Origin of the sequence: Corynebacterium tuberculostearicum (genome assembly GCF_046097465.1) — a bacterium.
Lineage (GTDB): Bacteria > Actinomycetota > Actinomycetes > Mycobacteriales > Mycobacteriaceae > Corynebacterium > Corynebacterium tuberculostearicum_I.
The window spans coordinates 1,411,952-1,435,008 of record NZ_CP175799.1 but is presented as its reverse complement, the minus strand read 5'-3'; the positions used below and the strand labels follow the sequence as shown (position 1 = coordinate 1,435,008).

Below are 23,057 nucleotides of genomic sequence, written 5' to 3'. Positions count from 1 at the left end.
TGGTGGCTATGCATTCTTGGCCAATACCTTCCTTCCGCCCTGTGCCGGGTGATGCGGCACAGCTGCGCTTGTACGATTCCGCGAACCAAACCATCGCTCCCGTAGAGGTCGCAGGGGATACCGCCACCATGTACGTGTGTGGCATCACGCCCTATGACTCCACCCACTTGGGCCATGCCGCCACGTACCTGACCTTTGACCTCATCTACCGTGCATTCCTGGATGCCGGGAAGAAGGTTCACTACGTCCAAAACATCACCGACGTCGATGATCCGCTATTCGAACGTGCTGAACGCGACGGTGTAGATTGGCGTGAGCTCGGCACTTCTCAAATTGATCTCTTCCGTTCCGATATGGAGCTGCTCTCCGTTTTCCCGCCGCAGGACTATATCGGCGCCATGGAAGCCGTCGATGAGGTTGTGGAGATGGTGCAAAAGCTGCTTGATGTCGGGGCGGCCTACGTCGTAGACGACCCTGAGCACCCAGATATCTACGCCTCCATCGAGGCCACCGAGCGCTTTGGTTATGAGTCCAATTACTCTGCCGAAGAGATGCGCACCTTCTTTGCCGAGCGCGGCGGCGACCCCGACCGCCCAGGGAAGAAGAATCCGCTCGACGCACTCATCTGGCGTGCCCACCGCGAGGGCGAGCCGGCATGGGATTCGCCCTTTGGGCCTGGTCGCCCGGGTTGGCATATTGAATGTTCCGCCATCGCTACCAACCGCTTGGGATCAACCTTTGATATCCAGGGTGGCGGCAGCGACCTGAAGTTCCCACATCATGAGTTTTCCGCTGCCCACGCCGAGGCCGCCCTCAACGTTGAGCGCATGGCACAGTTCTACGTGCATACCGGCATGATCGGCCTCGACGGGGTCAAGATGTCTAAGTCCTTGGGCAACCTCGTCTTCGTCCACAAGCTCGTAGGAGCGGGTGAAGATCCCTCCGCTATCCGCTTGGGCGTCTTCGCAGGCCATTACCGCGACGAGCGCGACTGGTCCGACGAGGTGCTCGACGCCGCTAAGCGCCGCCTCGCCGCGTGGCGGGAGGCTCTTGAGCAGCCGGGAAGCATGGCAGGGGCCGAAGAGGTCGTCGCCAAGCTGCGTGCCGCAATCGCCAACGACCTTGATACCCCGGCCGCGCTCGCTGCCGTGGATGACTGGGTAGAGGCCGACCGTGGCACGGACGAGGACGGCGCGGCCGATTTGGTTCACACCGCACTAAATTCGCTCCTCGGCGTGCAGGCTTAGGCAAGATAGGGCAGTATCTACAGCATGAGCATTCGCGCCGATTTCCAGCCCACCGTAGATGAGTTCATTAGTGACCTGAAGTCCTTCGCCACCGGCGATTACCTCAAGGAAGAGGAAAAGGAGTTTTGGGAGGCACCGTTTGACGCCAACGTCCTCCCAGAGCTGCGCGGCCACCTTGAGCAGATGCTCGATGGGCTGGATGCTCTTCCGGACGATCCCGACGGACCACAGTTGGTCGCCGTCTTGTCCAAGACCGTTCGTAAGTTGGCAGATTTTAATCGCGCTCAGCACGATGCCGTTCTCGAGCCAGAGGAAAAGGAAGAGCTCTCTGAGCTTATCTATAACGCCAGCGCGGCCACCGGAGCAGACGACGAAGCCCTGTCGCAGATTCCGGAACTGGACTTCTAGGTCCTTTCCTTCCGCATTAGTGAGTGCTAGTTTGCGCCATCCGCGCAGCCTAGCGCTCACCGCCGTGTGCCTCCAACGTGGACGGTGCCACTTTTTCCTGATAGAGAAAGCTAGCTTTATTCCCGTGTCGAACTCCACCGCCGCTTCCAGCCGGACTAAGCCCGCCGCCATCTTCTGGGATATGGATGGTACCCTCACCAATTCGGAGCCCCTCTGGGCGGAGGCAACGTTTTATCTTTCAGAACTGCTGGGCAAACGGCTCACTCCCACCCAGCGCCTGGCTACTGTGGGCGCGACCTTTGATACCACCTTGGGAATCTGCGCGGATAATGCGGGAGTGACGCTGCAGCCCGGTGACAGCGAGCGTTACCGCACCCAGATGTTTGACTATGTCAAGGGTCTTTTTGCTCGCAAGTTGGAGATCTTTCCGGGAATTCCTGCCTTGCTCCAGGAGCTGAAAGCGGATGGGGTGCCCATGATGGTCACTACCAATACCGAGCGCAATGTCGCTGACGCTGCCATCACTGCGTTGGGGCGGCAGTATTTCGTCGATACTATCTGCGGGGATGAGGTTCCTGCCGGCAAACCAGCACCGGATATGTACCGCGAAGCCGCCCGCCGCATCGGAGCAGATCCCGCAGAGTGCTTAGTTTTCGAAGATTCCGCAACCGGCATGCGCGCTGCAGTTGATGCCGGCTGTAAGGTTATCGGTTTGCCCGAAGGTGATCAGGTTGAGGTACCGACCGAGGTCACCGAAATTTCTAGCCTCCGCGATTCGCGGCACCTCGCGGGAGCTAAGGCCACTGATGTCTACGAGTGGTTCGCTAAGATTTCGGTGCAGCAATAGAAATTGAGAGTTCCCTTACATTCTCTAACTACCTGTGGAACAATAGGTAGGCGTGAAGAACTTTGAGACTCTTTTTACCGAATTAGCCGAGAAGGCCGACCAGCGTCCAGCTGGTTCTGACACCGTTGCCGCGCTGGATAAAGGCGAGCATTTCATCGGTAAAAAGATCATCGAAGAAGCCGGGGAAGTATGGATCGCCGCCGAATATCAGTCCGACGATGAGCTGGCGGAAGAGATGTCCCAGCTGCTTTATTGGACTCAGGTCATGATGCTTAAGCGCGGACTTACCCCTGAAGACCTTTATAAGTACCTCTAGGTAACTCCCCACAGGATGGAAGGATCCGCATGATCAAGATTGCTGTACCGAATAAGGGCACGTTGTCAGAAGCTGCCGTGGAGATCCTTTCAGAGGCCGGTTACAAGGGCCGCGGGCATTCCAAGGCGCTCAACGTAGTGGATTCCGATAACGGGGTCGAGTTCTTTTTTCTGCGGCCGAAAGATATCGCCATCTATGTTGCCCGCGGGGTCTTAGACCTAGGCATCACTGGCCGAGACTTGGCGCTTGACTCTAAAGCGAGCTTTGATGAAGTGCTGCCTTTAGGCTTCGGCGGCTCCACGTTCCGGTACGCAGCCCCGCAGGGGGAGGAGTGGGATATCTCTCAACTGGTTGGGCGGCGGATCGCGACGTCGTACCCCAATCTCGTCCGCGCCAACCTCGCCGCACAGGGAATTGAGGCCGATGTTATTCGATTGGACGGGGCCGTAGAAATCTCCATCCGGCTAGGGGTTGCTGATGTTATTGCTGATGTCGTGTCAACTGGTACTACTTTGCGCCAGCAAGGATTAGCGCCGTTCGGGGAGCCGATCATTGAGTCCGAGGCGGTAGTTATTAAGCGCACGGGGGTTGAAGTTACGGAGCAAGAGCAGGTAGTGCTCGACCGCATTCAGGGAATTCTGCACGCTCGCACTTATTTAATGATCGACTACAACATCGCTCAATCGAACCTGGACGCGGCCGCTGGTATTACTCCAGGATTGACCGGTCCTACGGTGTCGCCGTTAGCGCGTGAGAACTGGGTGGCAGTGCGGGCGATGGTTCCGAAGAAGCAAGCTAACCAAGTCATGGACCGACTTTCCCAACTTGGCGCGGAAGCAATTTTGGCTTCTGATTTACGTATCGCCCGCTTTTAGGGGGAGTGATTTTTCTGGGTCGGCCCAAATAGATTCAGTCGTGGCTAACATTAGCGGTTGAGGTTACTCATTCGAATATAAGTCTCGACAGGCAAAGGAGCCGAGCCATCATGGCAAAGTCCTCTAAGAAAGAAGAAAAGGACACCAAGTCTGCAGCAAAGGACGTGAAGAAGAAGGAAGCTGACACTTCCACTCACGCCGCACAGCAGAAGGTGGCCGAACAAAAGGCACCTAAGAACTCCAGCAAGAAGACTCGTACCGAGACCGACCTTCTTGGCTCCTTGGAAGTTCCCGCTGACGCTTACTACGGTGTGCACACCGTACGCGCCATGGAGAACTTCCAGATCTCTTACGTGACCATCAACACCATCCCGCACTTCATCCGCGGCATGGTCCAGGTCAAGAAGGCGGCCGCCATGGCAAACCGCCGCCTGCACGTACTGCCCAAGAAGAAAGCTGAAGCCATCATCTGGGCCTGTGACCAGATCCTGGAAGAGGGTCGCTGCATGGATCAGTTCCCGCTGGACGTTTTCCAGGGTGGCGCTGGTACCTCGCTGAATATGAACACCAACGAGGTTGTTGCCAACCTCGCGCTGGAGTACCTCGGTGAGGAGAAGGGCTCCTATGACATCATCAACCCGAATGATGATGTGAACATGTCCCAGTCCACCAACGATGCTTACCCGACCGGCTTCCGCTTGGGCCTGCACGCAGCAGTTGATCACCTCATTGAGCGCATGGATGGCCTGCGTGCCGCATTCCAGGTCAAGGGCAATGAGTTCCAGGACATCCTGAAGATGGGTCGTACTCAGCTTCAGGACGCGGTTCCGATGACCTTGGGTGATGAGTTCAAGGGCTTTGCCAATAACCTGAACGAGGAGCAGGCATTGCTGCGCGATGCACAGCGCCGTCTGCTCGAGATCAACTTGGGCGCAACCGCAATCGGCACCGGCGTGAACACCCCGGCCGGCTACCGCCACCAGGTCACCGCAGCTCTGTCTGAGGTCACCGGCCTGGAGATGAAGACCGCCCGCGATCTCATTGAGGCAACCTCTGACTGTGGCGCTTACGTGCTGCTGCACGCCACCATCAAGCGCGCAGCGATGAAGCTCGCCAAGATCTGTAATGACCTGCGCCTGCTGTCTTCCGGTCCGCGCGCTGGCCTGGCTGAGATTAACCTGCCTGCGCGTCAGGCCGGCTCCTCCATCATGCCGGGTAAGGTTAACCCGGTTATCCCGGAGGTTGTGAACCAGACCTGCTTCAAGATCTTCGGCAATGACCACGTCGTCACCATGGCCGCTGAGGCTGGCCAGCTGCAGCTCAACGTCATGGAGCCGGTCATCGGCGAGGCACTGTTCCAGTCCATTCGCATCATGGGCAACGCCGTCGATGCCCTGCAGGAAAAGTGCGTTACCGGAATCACCGCCAACCCAGATGTCTGCCGTGCCTACGTGGAAAACTCCATCGGTATCGTCACCTACCTCAACCCGTTCATCGGCCACCACAACGGCGATCTGATTGCCAAGGAGTCCCTGGAGACCGGCAAGGGCGTCAAGGAACTCGTCCTGGAGAAGGGTCTGCTCGATGAGGCAACCTTGAACAAGGTTCTGTCCGTTGAAAACCTCATGCACCCAGAGTTCCGCGGTCAGCTCTTCATCGACGAGGACTAAAGTCGCGGCTTTTGAGAAGCAGTAGGGCATAGCGCCCCGCATCTTAGGCCCCCGCGGTCTTTGCCACTTTCACTTCATGAGAAGGAAAACTGGCGAAGGCTGTGGGGGTCTTTTGACTGCATGGAATTGGCGGTAGCTAGTTTCCTTTTACGTCCCTGTGCTGGGCGAATGCGGAGAAGGATACCGACCATCTTATAGCGAGACGCATAATACATGTGGGAATCAACACAAACGGACAATTCGAGTGAATAAATCGACGTGACAGGTGCAAAATAGAAGATGTTGAGGACGGCATGCACTCTGTGTGGAGATGCGTGCCCTTAGTTTGCATACAGAGCGTATGGAGTATGTCCATGGTTATTGTTCATATAGTCATCGTTCTCGCCGCCATTTTCTTGGGCGCGAGGATTGGTTCAATTGGTATCGGTATGGCGGGCGGCCTCGGTGTGTTGGCCCTTGGTCTCACCGGTGTCCCGGTTACTAGGGAAGACATCCCGTTCGACGTCATCGGTATCATCATGACCGTCATTGCCGCCATCGCCGCAATGCAGCGGGCTGGTGGCATGGACTACTTGGTGCACATCGCAGAAAGGTTTCTGCGCAAGAACCCGAAGCGGATTACTTTCTACGCGCCCATCGTTACGTGGTTGATGACGGTACTGGCTGGTACCGGCCACACTGCATTCTCCACGCTACCGGTCATTGTTGAGGTAGCTAAAGAAGGCAAGGTTCGCCCTTCACGCCCGCTTTCCATTGCGGTAGTTGCCTCTCAGATGGCAATTTGTGCCTCGCCTATTTCTGCCGCAGTGGTACTCCTAGCCAGCCTGTTGGAACCAGCTGGAGTGGGCTATTTGCAGGTGCTGGCGGTCGTCATTCCGGCAACGTTCCTGTCTATCTTCCCGGCTGCGTGGATTGCTAATAAGTTTGGCAAGGAACTAGAAGATGACCCGGTGTACCAGGAACGCAAAGCGCAGGGCTTGGTTAAGGAACCACTAGGCGCTGAAAACTTCGCGCCGCAGAAGGGTGCGAAGGCTTCTGTGCTGGTGTTCCTGGTAGCCATCGTCATCGTGATGGCCTGGGCTACGCTGACTTCGGAGCAGGTCGGCCTCATTGCAGAACCAACCCTGCCACGTAATGAGGCCATTATGACGGTTATGCTTACCGCGGCCACCATCATCGTCATGATGACGAAGGTCCCGGCCGGAGATGTTCTCAATACCCCGGTATTCAAGTCCGGTATGTCCGCATGTATTTGTGTGCTTGGCGTTGCATGGTTGGGCACCAGCCTTATCAACCACTACATGGACGATATTCAGTCCATGGCTGGCAGCGTTATTGAGTCCTCGCCGTGGCTGCTCGCGGTGGTCTTGTTCTTCGCCGCAGCGCTGCTGTACTCGCAGGCCGCTACGACGAAGGCCCTGATGCCAGCAGCCCTGGCTCTGGGCGTAAGCCCCCTTACCGCAGTCGCTGCTTTCCCAGCCGTCTCGGCACTATTTATCCTGCCGACCTACCCAACGCTGCTGGCAGCGGTGGAGATGGACGATACAGGCTCGACTCGAATCGGCAAGGCTGTATTCAACCACCCATTCCTTATCCCAGGCACGGTCAGCATCGTGGTTTCTGTCCTCTTGGGCTACGCATTCGGCTTGGTCATCCTTTAAGAGATAGACGACAAGTCCACCTGCAAGGCGCCCTGTAGGGCGCCTTTTTGGATCGCAGCGTGAATAGGAAGAGTGATTAACTTCACGTTCGTGGAAAAATGCGGGTTATTTAACTTGCGAGCTCGGTAGGCTAAGAACATGACTACTCAGCCATCCGATGTTGAAATTGCCCAAGCCCACCACCTGCAGCCAATCGCGGAGATCGCAGCCAAGGCAGGCATTCCTGCCGACGCCGTGATTCCCTACGGCACCACCAAAGCCAAAGTCGATATCACCAAGGTGGACTATTCCAAGGAAAATCAGGGCAAGCTGGTGCTTGTCACCGGCGTATCGCCCACACCTGCCGGCGAGGGCAAGTCCACCGTGCTCATCGGCCTTACCGACGCTCTAGATCAGTTGGGCAAGAAGTCCATCGTTGCCCTGCGTGAGCCCTCCCAAGGACCAGTGATGGGTATTAAGGGCGGCGCGGCTGGCGGCGGCTATGCACAGATCGTCCCCATGGAAGACATCAATCTTCACTTCACCGGCGATTTTCATGCCATTACCTCTGCAACCAACACCCTGGCCGCCATCATTGATAACCACATCCACCAAGGCAACGCCTTGGGCATCGACCCGCGACGAGTGACGTGGCAGCGGTGCATGGACGTCAACGACCGTGCCCTGCGCAACGTGGTGACCGGTCTGGGCGGGCCAGCTCACGGTGTGCCTGCAGAAACCGGTTTCACCATTACCGCGGCCTCCGAAATCATGGCCATCTTGTGCTTGGCCACGAACCTCGAGGACCTAAAGAAGCGCCTCGGCGATATCACCATCGGCTTCACCTATGATCAGCGCCCTGTTACTGCGCGCGACTTGAATGCGGAGGGGGCGCTCACGGCGCTCATGCGTGATGCCCTCAACCCCAACCTGGTACAGACCCTTGGCGGCGTGCCGGCCTTGGTACACGGTGGGCCATTCGCCAATATTGCGCACGGTTGCAACTCCCTGCTGGCAACCCAAACCGCGCTCCAATTCGGCGATATCGTCTTAAGTGAGGCCGGGTTCGGTTCCGACCTAGGCGGAGAAAAGTTCGTCGACATCAAGGCGCGCTTTGGCGACCTAGATGTTGCTGGCGCCGTGGTCGTTGCCACCATCCGCTCGCAGAAATACAACGGCGGTGTGGCCAAGGATAAGCTCACCGAGGAAAACCTGGATGCCCTCAAGGCGGGCATAGTCAACCTAGAGCGACACGTAGAAAACCTGCGCAAGTTCGGGATCAAGCCAGTTGTAGCGCTCAACCTCTTCTGGTCCGATACCGAAGCAGAACGCGAGTTCATGCAGCAGTGGGCTGAAGACTTCGGCGTGGCCTTGGAGGAAGCCAACGTGTGGGCCGAGGGCGGCGCGGGCGCTACCACGCTGGCAGAGACCTTGCTGGAGAACCTGCAGGGCGGCGCCAAGCAGCTCTACGATCCGCAGGCGGGAATCGAGGCTTCCATCGAGACCATCGCGCGCGAGATCTATCGCGCAGACCGTGTGGAATACGGGGCAAAGGCGCTCAAGGATCTTAAGTACATCCAGGACAATGGCTGGGACAAGCTGCCCGTGGTCATCTCCAAGACGCAGTACTCCTTCAGCGACGATGCCTCCGCCCTGGGGGCGCCGGAAGGCCATACGCTGCACGTGCGCGAATTGCTGCCGCGTACCGGTTCGGGATTTATCGTCGTGCTCACGGGCAATGTTATGACAATGCCGGGGCTGCCGAAGAAGCCGGCGGCCAATAACATCGACGTCGATGAGCAGGGCACCATTTCGGGCCTCTTCTAGGCTGGTGCGGCGCTAGTCCTTTGTATCCGCCGCGGAACCCGGCCAGCCCGGGTACTGCGGCGGAGTGCCGCCAAATTCGGGGCAGAGATCCTGGTGGGCGCACCAGCCGCAGAGCTTGGATGGCTTCGGACGGAAGTCCCCGGCGCGCCCATCGGCCTCAATTTTGGCCCACAGCTCGCCGAGATCGCGCTCGAAGTATTCGAGCTCCTCTCGGTTAGGCATAAGAAACATCGAGTCCAACACCTTGAGGTACATCAGGCGCAACTGGTGGGGAATGGTGCCTAGAATGCGCCAGTAGACCAGCGCATAAAAGCGCATCTGGAACTGTGCATCCTGGGAATAGCGGGGAAGTGGCTTCTTGCCGGTTTTATAATCCACGACTCGGACCTCGCCGGTTGGGGCGCGGTCCACGCGGTCGATGAAGCCGCGGACGGGGACTCCATTGGGCAGGACCGTGTTGACGTACATCTCTGTTTCTTGGCAATCAAAGCCCTGTGGATTTTCCATCTGGAAATAGCCCTTGAGCAGTTCCCTGGCAGCGACGAAGAAGTCGTAGGTGTCTTCTCCTGGCACGAGCTCTAAAAGCTCCTCGTCTTTGGCGGTCATCTCTGCCCAGGAAGGCTTAATCATCTTCACCGCGGCAGGATAGGTACGCTCGGCGCGCGGTAGCTTGTGCATCTCTTCCAGGACGGCGTGCACGAGCGTTCCTTTGACCTGCGCGATGGTCTTGGGCTCGGGCAACTTGTCAATCGCGCGGAAGCGATAGAGCAACGGGCACTGCTTATAGTCGGAGGCGCGCGAGGGCGACAGGGCGAGTGGGCGGGGTGTAGATGAAGTAGCCATGGTGTATCTAGCCTATCGCCGCGCGATTCGTGGCAAGCTAGGAGGTATGAGTTATACCGCAGATTTCCTAGATTTCATTGCTGCTTCTCCTTCTTCGTACCACGCTGCCGATGAGGCATCCCGCCAGCTGCGTGAGGCGGGATTTGAGGTACAGGATGAGGGAACGCAGTGGTCCGCTGCGCCTGGCGGCCACGTCATGGTGCGCGGCGGCGCGGTAGCGGCGTGGTACGTGCCAGAGGGCGCGGATAAGAATTCTGGTTTCCGCATCGTGGGGTCGCATACGGACTCGCCGGGCTTGGTCCTTAAGCCCACGCCGGACTTTTCCGCAGCCGGCTGGCAGCAGGTGGCAGTGGAGATCTATGGCGGTGCGCTGCTGCATACCTGGTTTGACCGGGAGCTGACCGTGGCCGGGCAGATTGTCACCAGGGACGGCACGCGGCACCTAGTCAATACTGGCCCGGTACTGCGCCTTCCGTCCCTGGCAATTCACCTCTACCGCAAGGACGAGTTCAAGCCGGATCGCCAGCACAACATGCAGCCGGTTTTGAGTGTGGGTGACCCGGAGGCGTCGATCTTGCAGGTAGTGGGGGAGAAGGTAGGCGTCGCCAAGCAGGATATTGCTTCCTTCAACCTGATTACGGCCGATGCTGCTCGCGGCGAAGTCTTTGGCTCCGGCGAGCAGTTCATCGCGGCCGGACGCATGGATAACCTGTCTTCCGTGCATGCCTCGTTGGAGGCGATGAAGAAGGCCGCCGAGAGTTATCGCGGAAACGATATCTTGGTCATGATGGCCTTTGACCATGAAGAGGTGGGCTCCAGCTCGCGCTATGGTGCGGGCGGTCCCATCCTGGCGGATGTACTTACCCGCACGGCGCGGGCGCTGGGGGTCAACGAGGAGGAACGCTTTCAGATGTTCTCCCGCTCGAGCTGTGTCTCGGCCGATGCGGCGCATTCGGTGCACCCAAACTACGTGGGCAAGCACGATCCCACGCACCATCCGATCGTTGGCAAGGGCCCGGTGACCAAGATCAACGGCAATCAGCGCTATGCCTCCGATGCCACCACGGTGGCGCTGTGGGAAGCAGCGTGCGAGAAGGCAGGCGTGCCAGTACAGCGCTTTGTGGGCAATAACGATGTGCCCTGTGGCTCGACCATTGGTCCCATTACGGCGACGCGTCTGGGCATCGACACCGTGGATGTGGGCGTGCCCATGCTGTCCATGCACTCGGCGCGGGAAATGGTGGGCGAGCGGGACCAAGTATGGCTCGCGCAGGCACTTGAGGCATACTTGGTGGGATAGTAACCGCAACCTCGAGGAGTCTTGAGACATGGCTTATTCTGGCCCCTTTGCTTATGGCGACCGCGTGCAGCTTACCGACGCCAAGCGGCGCCACTACACGGTCATTTTGGAAGAAGGAGGCCAGTTCCACTCCCACAAGGGCATCATTAACCATGATGACATCGTGGGTATGGACGAGGGCTCGGTTATTGAGTCCACGCTTGGCTCCTCCTTCCTGCTTTTCCGCCACCTGATGGTGGACCACGTGCTGTCGATGCCGCGCGGTGCCGCGGTGATCTACCCCAAGGATGCGGCGCAGATTTTGGTAGAGGGCGATATCTTCATGGGTGCGCGCGTGCTCGAAGCCGGCGCCGGCTCCGGTGCGCTGTCCATGTCCCTGCTGCGCGCCGTGGGGCCAGAAGGCCATGTGTATTCCTATGAGGTGCGCGATGATCACCTGGAGTATGCGGTAGATAACGTCAAGGAATACTTTGGCGAGCAGCCCGAGTGGTGGTCGCCGCGCCTCGGCGATTTAGGAGATGTCACCGCCGAGGACGTGGGCGGTCCAGTTGACCGCGTAATCCTCGATATGCTCGAGCCCTGGGAGCACCTGGAGACCGTGCGCGATCTTCTCATCCCAGGTGGTGTCTTCATGACTTACGTGGCAACGGTGCCGCAGTTGATGAAGGTCATGGAAGGCATCCGTGAGCTCAAGTGCTTTACCGAGCCCAAGGCCTGGGAATCTCTGGTGCGCGAATGGAAGGTGGAAGGCCTGGCTACCCGCCCGGAGCACCGCATGAATGCGCATACCGCCTTCCTTATCTGGACCCGCCGCCTGGCCGATGGCGTCACTCCGCCGCGCCCGCAGCGCCGCGCCCGCAAGTAGAGCTGGAAATAGGTTCACCTCAGCGCCCAAAATTTAAAGCGCAACTGCCCTCTTTCGCCGACTGGGCCGCGTTAGAGTAGTGGGCATGGATGAAGCCACGGACTATAAGCGGCAGATCAGCCAGCTTGCTGCCCGCAATCAGAAGTTGGCGGGCTTATTAAAGGAATCGCGTGGGAAGCTCGAACAGCTTTTTGTGGAGCTTAACGCGCTGGCTGAGCCGGCATCGACCTACGGCGTTTTCTTAGGCTATTCGCCTACCCACAGCGAGGTAGGAACCACCGCGGAGGTCTACACCAACGGCCGCGTGATGCAGCTTAAGGTTTCGCCCAATGTGGAACCAGGCAGCCTAGTGGCAGGCCAGCAGGTTCGCTTGGGCGATGGCTTCGTAGTGGTGGAAGGGTGCGCACCCGAGCGCACAGGCGAGCTCGCTACCGTGGTAGAGCGCTTAGGAGAACAACGCCTCATCGTGGCAAATTCCTCCGGCGAGGAAAAAGTGGTGCTGCTATCGCAGGCACTGCGCGAGGAAGCCCGCGTGGCAGCAGGCGAAATTGTGCTCGTTGATCCCAAGGCTGCTATCGCGCTGGAAAAGGTGGAAAAGACGGAGGTCTCCCAGCTCTCCCTTGAGGAGGTCCCCGATGTGCGCTACGAGGACATCGGTGGCCTGGACGAACAGATTTCCCAGATTCGCGATTCCGTGGAACTGCCGTTTATCCATCCGGACCTCTATCACCACTACGAGCTACAGCCGCCTAAGGGCGTCCTCCTCTATGGCCCGCCAGGGTGCGGTAAGACGCTCATCGCCAAGGCCGTGGCCCATTCCTTGGCGCAGCAATTGGGCAGCGAGGGCTCGAGCTACTTCCTCAATGTCAAGGGTCCAGAGTTGCTCAATAAGTATGTAGGCGAGACGGAACGCCGCATCCGCCTCATTTTTGAGCGCGCCCGCGAACTAGCCCAGCTCAGCGCTGATCGGCCGGTGGTCATCTTCTTTGATGAGATGGAATCCATCTTCCGCACCCGTGGCTCAGGCGTGTCCTCGGATATGGAAACCACGGTGGTGCCGCAGCTGCTTACGGAACTCGACGGAGTAGAAAGCCTTTCCAATGTGATAGTCATCGGCGCGACCAACCGCGAGGAGCTCATCGATCCCGCCATCATGCGCCCCGGCCGGCTGGATATCAAGATCCGGGTCAACCGCCCGAATAAAGAGGGCGCCCGCGAGATCTTTGCCCGCCACTTTGCAGAATCCGTGCCGCACCAGGGCACGCTAGAGGAACTCATCGGCGCCGCGGTGGATGAGCTCTATGCCGATCGCCCCTTTGTGCAGCTGCACTTTTCCAGCGGCGAGCGCGAGGTATTGCACTACCGGGACTTTGTCTCCGGCGCGATGATTGCCAATATCCTCTCCCGCGCCAAAAAGCTGGCTATTAAGGACGAACTGCAACAGCGCTCGGGCAGTGAGCAGGGGATAGGCGGGCGCCGTGGGGGCATCGCCAAGCAGCATTTGCTCCAGGCCATCGCAGCCGAGCGCGCCGAATCCGAGTATGTGCCTACCTCCACCAACCCGGAGGAGTGGACCAAGATCATCTCCCAAGACCATGCAGGTGCCCGCGTTGAGCGGGTGGAGCTACTGACCGCTAGGAGGAGCGCATGAGCCGCGTTGTAGGTACCGAGACCGAGTACGGAATCGCCACCCCGGAGCTGCCGGAGTATTCGCCCATCATTTCTTCCACGCACGCGGTGGTAGCTTATGCCGCGCTGCACACTGGGGCGCGCTCGCGGTGGGACTTTGCCGAGGAGCACCCGCTGCGTGATTCCCGCGGTTTCGATCTCAAGCGCTACCAGACAGTTCCCGTGGTCGATCCCAACGCCATCGGGGTGGCCAACGTGGTCACGGCCAATGGCGCGCGCTTCTATGTCGACCACGCGCACCCAGAATATTCCGCGCCAGAGTGCACCAATGCCTGGGATGCCACGCTTTACGACGCCGCAGGGGACGCCACGCTCCTGCAATCAGCAGCGGCCGTAGCAGGGCTTACTGAGCAAGGAAAGTCCGTCCTTGCCAACCACGACCCGTGCCCTGCCTTGCGTTTCTACAAAAACAACGTGGACGGCAAGGGCGCGTCTTATGGCTCGCACGAGAACTATCAGTACTCCCGTGCCACGGACTTTGACACCATGGCGCAGGCCCTTATCCCGTTCTTCGTGGCCCGCCAGGTAGTCATCGGTGCTGGGCGTATGGGGCTGGGGGAATTTGGTGAGGAGCCGGGCTTCCAGATCTCTCAGCGCGCTGATTATATTGAGCAGGAAATTTCCCTGGAAACTACGCTTAATCGCGGCATCATCAATACCCGTGACGAGCCGCATGCGGTGCACGCAGACTTTGGGCGTCTCCACGTCATTATCGGAGACGCGAATATGTCGCAGACCTCCACGCTGCTCAAACTGGGCATGACCTCGCTGGTGCTCGACGCGATTGAGCAGGGGGTGGACTTTAGCGATCTCCGCTTGCAGGATGCCGTGGCGGAGGTCCCGCGCGTCAGCCGCGATCTCAGCCTGCAACATCGCCTTGAGCTTGCCGACGCCCGCCAGCTCACCGCCCTAGAAATCCTCGCCGAATACCGCGCTCGCGTCACCCCACGCACCGCCGCAGACCACAAGGTTCTCGCGGCCTGGGACGAGGCAGTCGCGCTTCTTGCGGAAGATCCGATGCAGGCGGCGCACCTTCTGGATTGGGTGGCGAAATATCGCCTGATCAAGGGCTACCTTGACCGCGGTATCGATCCGACAGACCCAAAACTGCGGCTCATTGACCTGCAGTATGCGGAGATTGATCCGGCAAAGTCGCTACACCACGCGCTGGTGCGTAAAGGCCAGATGCGGCAGCTCTTTAGCGCTGCAGAGATTGAAGACGCCGCCAGCACCCCTCCGGAGGATACCCGCGCGTATTTCCGCGGCCGAGTGACGCAGAAATTCGGCGAGGACATCATCGCCGCGAGCTGGCAAAGCCTCACCGTTCGGGTAGGCGAGACAACCGCGGCACCCTGGGCCACGGTTCCGATGGATGAGACCACCGGCCTGACCCGCGCCCAGTGCGAGGAGATCATCGACACCGCACGTACGGTGGAGGATCTCCTCCAGGGACTCTCTGACAGCGGTATCCAGCCCGAGTACCGTAATTGATAACCAAGCAATTAGGCAGAAGCCAAAGAAAGGACTTCCTCCCTATGTCTACTCACCAGTCCCAGGTCACTGGCGGCAATGGCGGCGATGACTCCACCGGCGATGAGGAATTTACCTCTACGCAGCTGAGCATCAACACCACCGGCACCGATGAATTGCTCGATGAGATCGATGGCCTGCTAGAAAACAACGCCGAGGAATTCGTGCGCTCCTATGTCCAAAAGGGCGGGCAGTAAGGGTGAGTGACCAGCGTCCCGTCTTCGCCCGTCGCATCATGGGCATCGAGACGGAATATGGCTTAACCACCAGCGCGGGCCCAGGAGAACGCGCCCTGAGCCCCGATGAAGTGGCGCGCGTGCTTTTCCGGCCCATCGTCCAGGAACATTCTTCCTCTAATATCTTTTCCACCAACGCGAGCCGCCTGTACCTCGACGTCGGATCCCACCCCGAGGTAGCCACCGCCGAATGCGATAGCTTGAGCCAGCTTCTAGCCTATGAATGCGCCGGCGATGCAATAGTCAACCGGCTGGGCGAACAAGCAGAGCAGGCCTTTGCCGCCGAGAGTCACCCGCGCGCGGTGTACCTGTTTAAAAACAACGTGGATTCAGCCGGAAACTCCTTCGGCTGCCACGAAAACTACCTCATCAGCCGCCACATGGTGCTCAAGGATTTGGGGCTGGCGCTCCTTCCGTTCCTTATTACCCGCCAGCTCATTTGCGGCGCCGGCATGGTGCAGCCCGCAAAGGGCGATAAACCCGCCCAATTCCTGCTCTCGCAGCGCGCGGACCAGGTGTGGGAGGGCGTATCTTCGGCCACCACCCGCTCGCGTCCGATCATCAATACCCGTGATGAGCCGCACGGCGATTCCAAACGCTTCCGCCGCATGCACGTCATAGTGGGTGACTCCACTATGGCCGAGCCCACCATGGCGCTAAAGGTTGGCTCCACGCTGCTCATCTTGGAAATGCTGGAGGCAGGATTTGAGTTGCCGGAGTTCGACATCGAAAAACCCATTCACCATATCCGCGCCATCGCGCGCGATATGACGGGTTTGACCGAACTACCACTCGCAGGAGGGGGATCCGTCACCGCGCTCGAGGTCCAACAGCAACTGTGCCAGCGCGCAACCCAATGGTTGGAAGAACGCGAAGACGCCGGAACTCCCACGGCAGAAATGCGGCGCGTGGTGGATCTCTGGCAGCGCACGCTGCACGCCATAGAGACTCAAGACTTCTCCGGAGTGGACCGAGAAATCGACTGGGTCATTAAATTGGGACTGCTCGAGCGCTACCGCGCACGGCTAGGCGGTCACTGGGGACACCCCAAGCTCGCCCAGATTGATATGACCTACCACGATATCCGGCCGAGCCGCGGGCTCTACCATGTCTTGCTGCGCAAGGGCCTTATCGAACGCTGGATCACAGACTCCGAAATCGAACGAGCCATGGTCACAGCGCCTGCCACCACCCGTGCTGCGCTGCGCGGCCAGTTCCTTGCCGCTGCGCGTAGCCTCGGGGCCAACGTCACCGTTGACTGGACGCGCCTCAAGGTCAACCGCCCAGAGCCACGCACCGAGGAGCTCCTAGACCCCTTCGTAGCCGACGATGATCGGGTCGAGGCGTTGCTAGACTATATGCGTCTACACCACAGCTAGAAGCACACGAGCCGCACCAGGGAGACAACACAACACGTGGCAACGCACAACCCCGCGCCGAAACGGCATGATGAGGCGGTAGAAAGACTCACCAACCTCTCTTTCGCGCTACAGGGCGCCGCCAACTCCGGCGGTAGCCCGGACCGCACCGCCGCCTGGATTCGCCGTCATGTAGCAGGATACGGCGATAAATCAGACGAAGCCTTTGCCAAATCGCTGGCACGAGATATCGCAACCCTCCAGCGCGCCGGGGTGCCCATTGTGCATTCCGGTAGCGAAGATGGTGCGCGCTATCGCCTTGACTCGAGCAGCTACCAGCTCCCTCCGGTGGAGTTTTCCCCTGAGGAGGCCATGGTTCTAGGCATTGCAGGAGGCGTGGGTACCACCGGAGGCTTAAGCGATTTTTCCCTGTCGGGTTGGACAAAGATTGCTGCCAGCGGCGCCTCCCGCAACCTTGCAGGCGCACCGGTTTACACGGCGGTTAACGACATCACGCGACTCACCCCAGAAATCATCACCGCGGTGCTCGCTGCGGTGCGCAATCAGCTCCGCATTACGTTTTCCTACCGTGCTAATCCGGCTACTGAGCCGGTCCGCCGCGTGATGGACCCGTGGGGAGTGGTCAACCGCGATAGTCATATCTACATAGTGGGATTCGATGTGGACCGCAACGAACCGCGCGTCTTTCGCGCCCTCCGCGTCTCTGACATCAAACGCTCGCACGATCCCGCGGAGCACCCCAATCCAACTGAAGACCTACAGGTATTGGTAGAGCGTGCACTGCAACGCGGGGAAAAGGTGGATGCACGCCTTGTCATCCCTGAGGGGCAGGCGCGGGAGCTTATGGACGCCGGCAAGCAGCAGCCCGACGGCACGGTGATGCTGCGCAAGGTGGATAAGGACTGGCTCGTACGCACCGCGGCCGGCTATGCCCCAGAGGTACAGGTGCTCGAACCAGTCGGGGTACGCCAAGAGGTCATCTCCCTTTTACGCAGGGTGTCGCAATCGCAGGAGGAAGGCTAGACATGGCTGATGGATCACTAAAGCTTCAGGCGCTCGTGCGCTCTTTGAATCTGATTCCATACTTCAAAAATCACCCAGACAAGACGCCCATGGAAGCGGCCAAAGATTTGGGTATGGATCCTGGCGAATTGAAAGAAGCCCTCGATCGGCTCTTTTGTTCCGGTACTGGGCGCAATACCGAGGATCTCATTGATCTCACCTTCAGTTATCGCGATGGGGTAACCATTCACAACGATCAGGGCTTGAGCCAGGCGCTGCGCCTTACCCCGACGGAAGCCGGTGCTTTGCTCCTTACCCTGGAGTCCTTGCAGGCGATGCCCGGGCTAATCGACGCCCACGCTGTCGAATCCGCCGCCGCTAAGCTGCGCGACATCATGGATGAAAAGACAGTCGCCATCTATGAGTCGCTGTCTACTCCCGCCCCTGAAGAGACTGATATCCAGGCGCTTTTGACTCAAGCCGTCAATGAAAGAAAGCGGGTACGGCTGCGTTACTGGAGCGCTTCCTCAAATGCAGAATCCGAGAGGGTGGTGGACCCAGCCCGCATTTTCATCGTCGATTCCGAGCCTTACTTGGCCGCTTGGGAGGAAGCAAAGCAAGCGCATCGCACCTTCCGCATCGACCGCATTAGTAAGGCTCGCATCGTGGAGGAAAAATCCCAGCCGCATCTGAAAGATCTCGACTTTGATGCCGCATCACCCTTTAATTTGGGCGATGGGGACACCGTGCAACTAGCAATTAACCAAGAATTCACGTGGCTGGCTGAGTATTACGATATGCGCCTGGGTGAAGACTTAGGAAATGGGGAAGTAGCTGCAACGATGCCAATGGGATCAGTGGATTGGCTTATTCGCTTTGCCCTTGGTCAAGCTGATAGGTTGCGGGTAGTGGCTCCTCAATCCGTGGTAAACCTCATTGCGGAGCGAGGAAACACCGCGTTGAGCGGCTATACTCAGTAGCCAGTTACTTGCCCGTTTACTGCGCCTGCCCGCCGGCAGATAAGTTGGCGGTGATGCTTCCCGGCATGCTGGTGCACTAGTTGAAAAGAGGTTTCTCCATGAGCATAGGGCCTATGGAAATTGGCGCAATTGTTCTTGTCATCGTCTTGCTATTCGGTGCAAAGAAGTTGCCGGAATTGGCACGCTCTATTGGCCGTTCCGCGCGCATCTTCAAGTCTGAGGTCAATGAGATGCATTCCGAGGATGCCCAGCGTTCTCAGTCTCAGGCGCAGCTAAACCAGAAGCAGCAGTCCGATGAGGAATTCTGGAACCGACCAGACATGCAGCCGGGCCAGCAGAGCAACACCAATACTCAGCAGTAAACGCCCCTAACCTGTCGTCGCGCGAACACCCCTGCAGCGGCGGATATGCACCCGCAATCCGCGCAGTAGGGAAGTGTTCGCTTCTTTGCGTTGAAAGAGCCACACTGATGTCGTCACAGTCACAGCCTGTACCTGCCCAGAAGGCAAGCAAGAGCGTGAAGGGAAAGCTGCGCTTTTCGCGCAAGCAGAAGAACCCTACCGGGGAGATGACCTTGGTGGAGCACCTGCAGGAGCTGCGCCGCCGCATCATTATTTCCGTGCTAGCGGTTGTCGTCGGGGCCATCATTGGGTTCATTTGGTACCAACGAGCACCATTCGGGCTGTCTCCGTTAGGTGAAATTCTACGAGAGCCGTATTGTGCGCTGCCCCCAGATAAGCGCGCCTCTTTCAGTGCGGACGGCGAGTGCCGACTATTGGCCACCAGCCCGTTTGAAATGCTCCTGTTGCGCCTAAAAGTAGGTGCCTTGGCTGGCACCGTATTGTCCTCTCCGGTGTGGCTGTATCAGGTCTGGGCCTTCGTTGTGCCAGGTCTCCATAAGAACGAGCGCCGCTACACGTTGAGCTTTGTCAGCGCCGCGGTGGGTCTGTTCGTTGCCGGCGCAGTGTTGGCGTACTTCATTTTGTCCGTTGGTCTGGAATTCCTCATGGGAATCGGCGCCGAGTATCAAACAGCGGCCCTGACCGGTGAGCGATATTTCTACTTTCTCCTGGCCCTGCTGCTCATCTTCGGCATCAGCTTTGAAATCCCACTGCTTATCGTGTCCCTGAATCTCATTGGCGTACTCGAATATGAACACGTCAAAGACAAGCGTCGCATCATCATTGTCGTCGTGATGATTTTCGCCGCCTTCGTCACCCCAGGTCAGGATCCTTTCTCGATGGTGGTACTGGCTGGCTCACTGATCTTGCTCATCGAGATCGCATTCCAGTTCTGCCGCCTCCACGACAAGCGCATGCAACGCGAACGCCCCGAGTGGATGGATCTCGATGATGAGACTGCTTCGCCGCTTGGCGCTGCACCACAAGCCGTTGGAGGGCCAACTCCTGTCGAGGCGCCGAGCAGAGTAAGCCCTTCACCGGGACCTTCTCAGCCCGTTTCACATCCAGTACAACAGGCACAGCAGCAGCCGCAGCAGACGTGGACCACCGGTGGCAAGAACGCTCCGTCGACAAGCGGCGGCTTTTTCGACGATGTCCTTTAGGCACGGGTAGCCTGGGGAGTCATGACTGAAACTCATCTGGATTCTTTTACCGCAGCCCTGCCATACCCGTTGGATGAGTTCCAGGTAAAGGGCTGCCAGGCCGTGGAAAACGGTCACGGCGTACTGGTCTGCGCGCCGACTGGCGCCGGCAAAACCATCGTGGGTGAATTTGCGGTTTCCTTGGCACTGAGCCGGGGAACCAAGTGCTTTTATACGACGCCGATTAAAGCCTTGAGCAACCAGAAGTACCACGACTTGGTGGAAGAGCATGGCGAAGAAGCCGTAGGCCTGCTCACCGGTGATGTATCGATCAACTCTGACGCTGAGATCGTCGTCATGACCACAGAGGTGCTGCGCAATATGATTTACGCAGAATCCGCGGCCCTCGATCGCTTGACCCACGTGGTCATGGATGAGATCCACTTTTTGGCTGATGCCTCCCGCGGCGCAGTGTGGGAAGAGGTCATCCTCAACCTCGCGGATCATGTCTCCATCATTGGCCTATCTGCTACCGTGTCCAATTCGGAAGAATTCGGCGATTGGCTTTCTACCGTGCGCGGCGATACCACCGTCATCGTCTCCGAACACCGCCCAGTTCCGCTCGACCAATGGATGATGCTGGGGCGCAAGATTTATCCGCTCTTCGAGCCAGAATCTGGCGGCCAGGTCAACGCCGAGCTAGAGCGTAGGATCCAGCGCCTCGAAGCCGGCGATACGGACGATGGTCGCGCGGACTATAAGTCCAGCAAAGGTTTTCGCGCCCGCGCCCGTCACAAGGGCGGCGGACGCAGCGAATTCCACGGTAAGGGAAGGGGACGCTCCGGCGCCGCCCGGCAGCAGGATCGCTATCGCCCCTTGGGCCGCCCAGAGGTATTGAAGGTATTGCAATCGCAGGACATGCTTCCGGCGATCACCTTCATCTTCTCCCGTGCAGGCTGCGATGGCGCTCTCTATCAGTGCCTGCGCAGCCGCATGGTGCTTACCTCCCAAGAGGAAGCACAGCAGATTAAAGACATTGTCGATGCGGGTGTGGAAGGTATCCCTGAAGAAGATCTGCAGGTCCTAGACTTTAAGCGCTGGCGCGAAGCCCTGTCGCGTGGCTTTGCCGCACACCATGCGGGCATGCTGCCCGCGTTCCGGCACATCGTGGAAGACCTATTCGTACGCGGCCTCGTCCGTGCCGTGTTCGCTACTGAAACGCTTGCTCTCGGCATCAATATGCCGGCGCGCACCGTGGTGCTAGAAAAGCTCATCAAGTTCAATGGTGAGGCGCACGTCGATCTCACCCCAGGCCAGTACACGCAGCTGACTGGCCGGGCAGGACGCCGTGGCATCGATACCTTGGGCAATGCAGTAGTGCAATGGGCCCCCGCCATGGATCCGCGTCAAGTAGCTGGCCTTGCTTCTACCCGTACGTATCCTCTCATTTCCACTTTTGCACCGGGCTACAATATGGCGATCAATTTGCTGGGCATGCTTGGTTTCGAGGAATCTCTCCGCCTTTTGGAAAAGTCCTTCGCACAGTTCCAAGCCGATGGCTCCGTCGTGGAGGAAACTCGCGAGATTGAACGCGCCGAGCATCGCGTGCGAGAACTGCGCAACCAGCTCGATGATGCCGTGGCGTCGCTTGCACCACCTGCTAAAGACGGGGAAGATCCCGCCGAGGTTCTCATGGACTATGTCCGCCTGCGCCGCGAGCTCACAGCGGAAGAAAAGCAATCAAAAATCGATAGTGCCAACCAGCGCAACCAAGAGGTGATTGCGGTACTGGGACGCCTGCAGCTGGGCGATGTTATTGCCATGCCCGGCAAGAAGCGTCCAATTCTCGCCGCGGTTGTTACTCCCGCTAACCAAACCGCGGATCCCCGCCCGTGGATTACCACTGAGTCCGGGTGGTCGGGACGTATCGATGCAGCCGGAATCAATAACCCACCGATCCAAGTCGGTAGCATCAAGATCCCCAAGCCGGTGCGCAAGAATCCGCGCCGCAATACCCGATATGTGCAGGATGTCTTGCACCGCGAACACTTTGACCGTCCTAAGCGCATGAAGTCGCACACCCGCGCCCGGCCTAATAAGCGAGTGGGGCAGTTGCGCGACGCACTGCGTGGTCATCCAGCTCACGATTGGCCGGCTACTGACCGCGAACAGCTGGCGGGCCTGGCGCAAAAGCTTGCACGGCGCGAGCGTGATCGGGACAAGCTGCAATCCAAGGTCAATAAGGCTACGGATACCTTGGGCCGCACCTTCGAGCGCATTGTGGATCTCCTCGCTGAGATGGACTACGTCGAGTTCACCGGGGCTGGCGCGGACCGCACGCCGGTCGTCACCGAAGAAGGCGAACGCCTTGCCAAAATTCACAGCGAATCCGATCTGCTCGTCGCCCAATGCCTCAAGCGCGGAATTTGGGATGAACTCGATCCCGCTGAGCTTGCCGGCGTTGCCTCCCTGTGCTGTTTCGAAAACCGCAAGGCCACCAGTGGGCAACCGGAAGCCGCCACCGAGCGCATGGCTGACGCTATGAATGCCACGTGGCGCGTGTACACCGAACTTACCGCTGATGAGCAGCGCCATCGGCTGCCGCCCACCCGTGAACCAGAGGCCGGATTCGCTTTGGCTGTACACCAATGGGCGGCCGGGGCGCCCTTGGGCTACTGCATGGCTGCGGCCAATGAAGCCGGGGCCGAACTCACCCCGGGTGATTTTGTCCGTTGGTGCCGCCAAGTCATCGACCTGCTGCAACAAGTGGCTAAAACGGGGTACGACGGCGAAATTCAACGCAACGCCCGCCGAGCCATCGACGCGATTCAGCGCGGTGTCGTAGCCATTGGCGCCTAAT

20 protein-coding genes are annotated in these 23,057 nt (G+C 58.8%); 19 read left to right on the top strand and 1 reads right to left on the bottom strand.

Going from position 1 to position 23,057, the window contains the following annotated elements; translation table 11 throughout:
* Positions 1–8 precede the first annotated feature (8 nt).
* From mshC to ACKFRX_RS06790, 8 genes are all read left to right on the top strand, one after another.
* The gene (mshC, locus tag ACKFRX_RS06825) at positions 9–1,247 is read left to right on the top strand and encodes a cysteine--1-D-myo-inosityl 2-amino-2-deoxy-alpha-D-glucopyranoside ligase (RefSeq protein WP_408927571.1); all 1,239 of its coding nucleotides are present in this window, start codon (positions 9–11) and stop codon (positions 1,245–1,247) included.
* A 24-nt stretch (positions 1,248–1,271) separates the two neighbouring features.
* A complete protein-coding gene (locus ACKFRX_RS06820; protein WP_408927570.1) occupies positions 1,272–1,655 on the top strand; it encodes a hypothetical protein in 384 nt (127 codons plus the stop codon).
* Positions 1,656–1,779: 124 nt separating this feature from the next.
* Positions 1,780–2,502, top strand: coding sequence for an HAD family hydrolase (locus ACKFRX_RS06815; RefSeq protein ID WP_408927569.1), 723 nt, complete (start codon positions 1,780–1,782; stop codon positions 2,500–2,502).
* Between the two features lie 52 nt (positions 2,503–2,554).
* Positions 2,555–2,818: a phosphoribosyl-ATP diphosphatase gene (locus ACKFRX_RS06810; protein ID WP_005324793.1), complete on the top strand. Its 264-nt coding sequence runs from the start codon at positions 2,555–2,557 to the stop codon at positions 2,816–2,818.
* Positions 2,819–2,847: 29 nt separating this feature from the next.
* Positions 2,848–3,693, top strand: a complete 846-nt coding sequence (gene hisG, locus ACKFRX_RS06805; RefSeq protein ID WP_408927568.1) for an ATP phosphoribosyltransferase — start codon at positions 2,848–2,850, stop codon at positions 3,691–3,693.
* A 110-nt stretch (positions 3,694–3,803) separates the two neighbouring features.
* Positions 3,804–5,363 carry an aspartate ammonia-lyase gene (aspA, locus tag ACKFRX_RS06800; protein WP_005329649.1) on the top strand — a complete coding sequence of 520 codons (1,560 nt, stop codon included), beginning with the start codon at positions 3,804–3,806 and terminating at the stop codon, positions 5,361–5,363.
* 353 nt (positions 5,364–5,716) lie between these two features.
* Positions 5,717–7,024, top strand: coding sequence for an anaerobic C4-dicarboxylate transporter (locus ACKFRX_RS06795; RefSeq protein ID WP_408927567.1), 1,308 nt, complete (start codon positions 5,717–5,719; stop codon positions 7,022–7,024).
* 138 nt (positions 7,025–7,162) lie between these two features.
* The gene (locus tag ACKFRX_RS06790; RefSeq protein ID WP_408927566.1) at positions 7,163–8,830 is read left to right on the top strand and encodes a formate--tetrahydrofolate ligase; all 1,668 of its coding nucleotides are present in this window, start codon (positions 7,163–7,165) and stop codon (positions 8,828–8,830) included.
* Between the two features lie 12 nt (positions 8,831–8,842).
* Here ACKFRX_RS06790 and ACKFRX_RS06785 read toward each other — a convergent pair whose 3' ends face one another.
* On the bottom strand, positions 8,843–9,673 hold the full coding sequence (locus tag ACKFRX_RS06785) for a RecB family exonuclease (RefSeq protein WP_408927565.1): 831 nt from the start codon (positions 9,671–9,673) through the stop codon (positions 8,843–8,845).
* Positions 9,674–9,719: 46 nt separating this feature from the next.
* On the opposite strand from ACKFRX_RS06785, the gene ACKFRX_RS06780 reads away from it, so the two are divergent.
* The 11 genes from ACKFRX_RS06780 (at position 9,720) to ACKFRX_RS06730 (ending at position 23,056) form a co-directional block, all read left to right on the top strand.
* A complete protein-coding gene (locus ACKFRX_RS06780; protein WP_408927564.1) occupies positions 9,720–10,973 on the top strand; it encodes a M18 family aminopeptidase in 1,254 nt (417 codons plus the stop codon).
* Between the two features lie 28 nt (positions 10,974–11,001).
* Positions 11,002–11,838 carry a tRNA (adenine-N1)-methyltransferase gene (locus ACKFRX_RS06775; protein WP_239193930.1) on the top strand — a complete coding sequence of 279 codons (837 nt, stop codon included), beginning with the start codon at positions 11,002–11,004 and terminating at the stop codon, positions 11,836–11,838.
* Positions 11,839–11,923: 85 nt separating this feature from the next.
* Positions 11,924–13,489: a proteasome ATPase gene (arc, locus tag ACKFRX_RS06770; RefSeq protein ID WP_408927563.1), complete on the top strand. Its 1,566-nt coding sequence runs from the start codon at positions 11,924–11,926 to the stop codon at positions 13,487–13,489.
* The gene (gene dop / locus ACKFRX_RS06765) at positions 13,486–15,018 is read left to right on the top strand and encodes a depupylase/deamidase Dop (RefSeq protein ID WP_408927562.1); all 1,533 of its coding nucleotides are present in this window, start codon (positions 13,486–13,488) and stop codon (positions 15,016–15,018) included. Before arc ends, dop begins: the two co-directional genes overlap by 4 nt.
* A 44-nt stretch (positions 15,019–15,062) precedes the next feature.
* Positions 15,063–15,254 carry a ubiquitin-like protein Pup gene (locus ACKFRX_RS06760; protein WP_005329640.1) on the top strand — a complete coding sequence of 64 codons (192 nt, stop codon included), beginning with the start codon at positions 15,063–15,065 and terminating at the stop codon, positions 15,252–15,254.
* Positions 15,255–15,292: 38 nt separating this feature from the next.
* The gene (gene pafA, locus ACKFRX_RS06755; protein ID WP_408922254.1) at positions 15,293–16,672 is read left to right on the top strand and encodes a Pup--protein ligase; all 1,380 of its coding nucleotides are present in this window, start codon (positions 15,293–15,295) and stop codon (positions 16,670–16,672) included.
* A gap of 36 nt (positions 16,673–16,708) precedes the next feature.
* Positions 16,709–17,695, top strand: coding sequence for a helix-turn-helix transcriptional regulator (locus ACKFRX_RS06750; protein WP_408927561.1), 987 nt, complete (start codon positions 16,709–16,711; stop codon positions 17,693–17,695).
* Positions 17,696–17,697: 2 nt separating this feature from the next.
* A complete protein-coding gene (locus tag ACKFRX_RS06745; protein ID WP_408927560.1) occupies positions 17,698–18,654 on the top strand; it encodes a helix-turn-helix transcriptional regulator in 957 nt (318 codons plus the stop codon).
* A gap of 98 nt (positions 18,655–18,752) precedes the next feature.
* Positions 18,753–19,016 carry a Sec-independent protein translocase subunit TatA gene (tatA, locus tag ACKFRX_RS06740; protein ID WP_034668719.1) on the top strand — a complete coding sequence of 88 codons (264 nt, stop codon included), beginning with the start codon at positions 18,753–18,755 and terminating at the stop codon, positions 19,014–19,016.
* 107 nt (positions 19,017–19,123) lie between these two features.
* A complete protein-coding gene (tatC, locus tag ACKFRX_RS06735) occupies positions 19,124–20,218 on the top strand; it encodes a twin-arginine translocase subunit TatC (protein WP_408927559.1) in 1,095 nt (364 codons plus the stop codon).
* 21 nt (positions 20,219–20,239) lie between these two features.
* Positions 20,240–23,056 (top strand): DEAD/DEAH box helicase, encoded by a 2,817-nt coding sequence (locus tag ACKFRX_RS06730; protein ID WP_408927558.1) that lies wholly within the window; start codon positions 20,240–20,242, stop codon positions 23,054–23,056.
* Position 23,057: the final 1 nt, after the last annotated feature.